This window comes from Bradyrhizobium sp. (genome assembly GCF_049586575.1).
GTDB lineage: Bacteria > Pseudomonadota > Alphaproteobacteria > Rhizobiales > Xanthobacteraceae > Bradyrhizobium.
The window spans coordinates 1-1660 of the sequence record NZ_JBAVCF010000371.1 but is presented as its reverse complement, the minus strand read 5'-3'; the positions used below and the strand labels follow the sequence as shown (position 1 = coordinate 1660).

Genomic DNA, 1660 nt, shown 5'->3' with positions numbered 1-1660 from the left:
CCCGGCCAATCCCGCGTCGGTGTCGCTCGAAGAAGTGAACGAGTGGACGAAGCGTCCTGGGATCACCTGGCTCGGACACGTCAAGGACATCGCCTCACTCTGGAAGCGATGTCATTTCGCGGTTCTGCCGTCGCACCGCGAAGGCCTGCCCGGCGCCTTGATGGAAGCAGCCGCATGCGGGCGCGCCATGATCGCAACCGACGCACCGGGCTGCCGCGAGATCGTCATCGATGACCAGACCGGCCTTCTGGTGCCGATCGAAGACCCGCGAGCGCTTGCCCAGGCCATTGTGAGGCTCGCGAACTCACCAGAATTGCGCGCGCGATATGGCCAAGCGGCGCGGGAACTGGTCGTCAACAAACTCTCGGCCAGGATCATCGGCGAGCAGACTGTTCAGCTTTATAACGACACGATCGCGGGCGCGATTGGGTGAAGCACCGTTGACCCAGCACAAGCCGCGATAGCCTCCGGCGGCCGGGACACAACTCCACCTGCCGCTAACCGCCAAGCCATCGTCGGAAGAAAACGAGATCTGTCTTGGCTGCAAGCGGCTGTCCGGCAAACAGGATTGTCGATCGCGGATCGTTCACCTATACCAGCGGAATAACAACAAGGCTGGTTCGCCCGTCTCGATTTCGTCGGAGTTCCCAAAAAATGTCCTTCCCGCGTGCCTCGCAGGCCCTCGCCCGCTTCACCGTGCTCGATCTCACCCGCGTCCGGGCCGGCCCGACCTGCGTGCGGCAACTGGCGGATTGGGGCGCCAACGTCGTCCAGATCGACGCGATCTTGGAGGACGGCGGCGAACAGCTCGGCGGCCCGCGCCAGGGTTCGGACTTCCAGAACTTGCACCGCAACAAGCGCGCGATGGCGCTCAACCTGAAAAAGCCGGAAGGCCTCGAGGTCTTCAGGCGGCTGGTGGCAAAGGCCGACGTCATCGTCGAGAATTTTCGCCCCGACGTGAAAGCAAAACTTGGCGTCGACTATGAGAGCGTGCGCAAGATCAATCCGCGCATCGTCTATGGCTCGATTTCCGGCTTCGGCCAGGACGGCCCCTATCATAAACGTCCCGGCTTCGATCAGATCGCGCAAGGCATGGGCGGGCTGATGTCGATCACCGGCGCGCCCGGCGAAGGCCCGATGCGCGTCGGCATCCCCGTCGCGGACCTCACCGCGGGCCTGTTTTGCGCCATGGGTATCCTGACCGCGCTGCTCGAGCGCGAAGTGTCGGGCGAAGGCCAGTGGGTCACGACCTCGCTGCTGCAGGCGCAGATCTTCATGCTGGATTTCCAGGCCGCGCGCTGGCTGATGGACAACGACGTCGCCAAGCAGGCCGGCAACGACCACCCGACATCGATTCCAACCGGCGTGTTCAAGACCTCCGACGGCTACATCAACATCGCCACGACAGGAGGACGCATCTGGCATCGCTTTGCCGAGGCGGTTGGCGCGCCTGATTTGCCGAACCGGCCCGAATACGCCACCGGACCCGACCGCTCGAAGAACCGAAAAGCACTCAACGCCGAGATCAACAAACTCACCGAGAAAAAATCGAGCGAAACCTGGGTGAAGGAATTCAATGCCGCGGGCGTGCCGTGCGGCCCGATCTATTCGATCGACCAGATGTTCGCGGACGCGCAAGTGGAGCATCTCGGCATCGCGC

2 protein-coding genes are annotated in these 1660 nt (G+C 63.1%); both read left to right on the top strand.

The window, feature by feature from the left end:
- Positions 1 to 433, top strand: a 433-nt coding sequence (locus WB528_RS14655) for a glycosyltransferase (RefSeq protein WP_423889134.1), incomplete at its 5' end; no start/stop codon positions are given.
- A 221-nt stretch (positions 434 to 654) separates the two neighbouring features.
- The coding region (locus WB528_RS14650; RefSeq protein WP_423889133.1) for a CaiB/BaiF CoA transferase family protein at positions 655 to 1660 on the top strand (1006 nt) is incomplete at its 3' end.